This is a genomic window from Actinomycetota bacterium, from assembly GCA_030776725.1.
GTDB lineage: Bacteria > Actinomycetota > Nitriliruptoria > Nitriliruptorales > JAHWKO01 > JAHWKW01.
Genome location: JALYHG010000196.1, coordinates 1 through 2,245 on the forward strand (window position 1 = coordinate 1; position 2,245 = coordinate 2,245).

Annotated in this window: 1 protein-coding gene and 1 pseudogene; both read right to left on the reverse strand. The window is 66.4% G+C overall.

All coding sequences use genetic code 11. The features are described 5' to 3' along the window. Positions 1-56 precede the first annotated feature (56 nt). Positions 57-1,277 carry an NADP-dependent isocitrate dehydrogenase gene (locus M3N57_09455; protein ID MDP9022900.1) on the reverse strand — a complete coding sequence of 407 codons (1,221 nt, stop codon included), beginning with the start codon at positions 1,275-1,277 and terminating at the stop codon, positions 57-59. A gap of 390 nt (positions 1,278-1,667) precedes the next feature. After that, positions 1,668-1,982, reverse strand: a pseudogene (locus M3N57_09460) (cupredoxin domain-containing protein). Between the last annotated feature and the right edge of the window lie 263 nt (positions 1,983-2,245).

The following is a 2,245-nucleotide window of genomic DNA, read 5'->3' on the forward strand; positions in this document are numbered from 1 at the left end:
CAGCAGGGCATAGCCGATCTGGCCGGCGGCGCCGGTGACTGCCACACGGGTGGCCATCAGACGTTCATCTCCTTGTCCAGGTTCTCGTCGATCGCGGCCAGGAACTCCTGGGTGGTCAGCCACCCCTGGTCGCCGCCCACCAGCAGGGCGAGGTCCTTGGTCATCTTTCCGCTCTCTACGGTCTCCACACAGACCCGCTCGAGCGTCTGGGCGAACTGCTGCACCTCGGGCGTGCCGTCCATGCGCCCGCGGTGGCCCAGGGCGCGCGTCCAGGCGAAGATCGACGCGATCGGGTTGGTGGAGGTCTCCTTGCCCTGTTGGTGCTGGCGGAAATGGCGGGTCACCGTGCCGTGGGCGGCCTCGGCCTCGACGGTCTGGCCGTCGGGGGTCATGAGCACGCTGGTCATCAGCCCCAGTGAGCCGAAGCCCTGGGCGACAGTATCGGACTGCACGTCGCCGTCGTAGTTCTTGCACGCCCACACATAGCCACCCTCCCACTTCAGCGCGGCGGCGACCATGTCGTCGATGAGGCGGTGCTCGTAGGTGAGCCCGGCGGCGTCGAACTCCGCCTTGAACTCGTCGTCGAACACTTCCTGGAACAGGTCCTTGAAGCGCCCGTCGTAGGTCTTGAGGATCGTGTTCTTGGTCGACATGTAGACCGGGAGGCCGCGGTCCAGGCCGTAGCGAAGCGACGCGCGCGCGAAGTCGCGGATGGAAGCGTCGAGGTTGTACATCGCCATCGCGACGCCGCCTCCCTCGGGAAAGTCGAAGACCTCCAGCTCGATGGGCTCGTCACCGTTGCTGGGCGTGAAGGTCAGCATCAGCTTCCCCGCTCCGGGGATCTTCGTGTCGGTCGCGCGGTACTGGTCCCCGTAAGCGTGGCGGCCGATGATGATGGGCTGGGTCCAACCCGGTACCAGGCGGGGCACGTTGGAGATGACGATTGGCTCGCGGAAGATGACCCCGCCCAGGATGTTGCGGATCGTGCCGTTGGGCGAGCGCCACATCTGCTTGAGGCCGAACTCCTCCACGCGGGTCTCATCCGGGGTGATGGTGGCGCACTTCACGCCGACCCCGTGCTCGGCGATCGCGTTGGCGGCGTCGACAGTCACCTGATCGTCGGTGGCGTCGCGAGCCTGCAACCCGAGGTCGTAGTACTCGAGCTGCACGTCGAGGTAGGGAAGGATCAGCTTTTCCTTGATGAACTGCCAGATGATCCGCGTCATCTCGTCCCCGTCGAGCTCGACGACGGGGTTGGTCACCTTGATCTTCGCCATGGATGGCGATGCTATGGCAGCGCCGCCGCATCAGGCCGCGCGGATCCCGGACGCGGTGGTGAGCCTCGACGCCGACCCGCCCGCCATTGGCGGGCGGAGGGCGTCGAGGTGCTCAGGTCGCGCTCAGGGCGCGGTCGTCGTCTGCTGGTCCTGCTGCTCCTGCGGCACCGTCCGCTCCCGCGTCACGGTCTCCTGCCGGGTCACGGTGTCGGTGTCTTCCCGGGTGACGGTGTCGGTGTCCTCGCGCGTGACGGTGTCGGTGTCCTCGCGGGTGACGGTGTCGGTGTCCTCGTCGGTGACCGTCCGCTCGATGGTGTCCGGGCCGCCGCGCACGACCACAGTGCCCTCGAGGCCGCGCTCGCGGTAGTTCTCCAGCGGGTCGTACATCGTGTACTCGCCCTCAGGGAGGGTGACCGTCAGGGTGCCGGAGCTGCCGGGCTCGATCGAGTCGCTCTCCTCGACTTCGTTCGCCGTCTCGACGGCCAGCTTGTGTGTCTGGTCGCCGTTGTTCTCGATGCGGAAGCGGACCACCCCGGCACTGACCTCCACGCGGTCGGGCTCAAGCGCCGTGTCGGTGATTTGAATCTCGGCCTCCTGGGCGTCCTCGACAACGGCGTCTTCGTCATCGTCGCAGGCGGCGATGGCGACGGCGGAGAAGGCGCCGGCGGCGGCGATCAGGAGAGCGAGGAAGAGACGTTTGATCATCATGTGACGGTTTCTTCCCATTCTCGACGGGCGCACACGTTCTTCTTCGGTGGCATGTTGCTTTTGCGCATCGATAATCTGTCCAGGTTGACGCTACGCAGCTTCCTTGGGATGCCAGCCGCGGCCGCGCTTCTCGACCAGCCCGTCCTGGGCCAGGCCGGGGAGAACGCGGTAGAGGTAGTTCTGCTGGATCTCCATCTTCTCGGCGATCTCGGGGATCGAGATGCCGGGGTTGGCCTTGACCAGTTCAAGGGCCTGGGTGG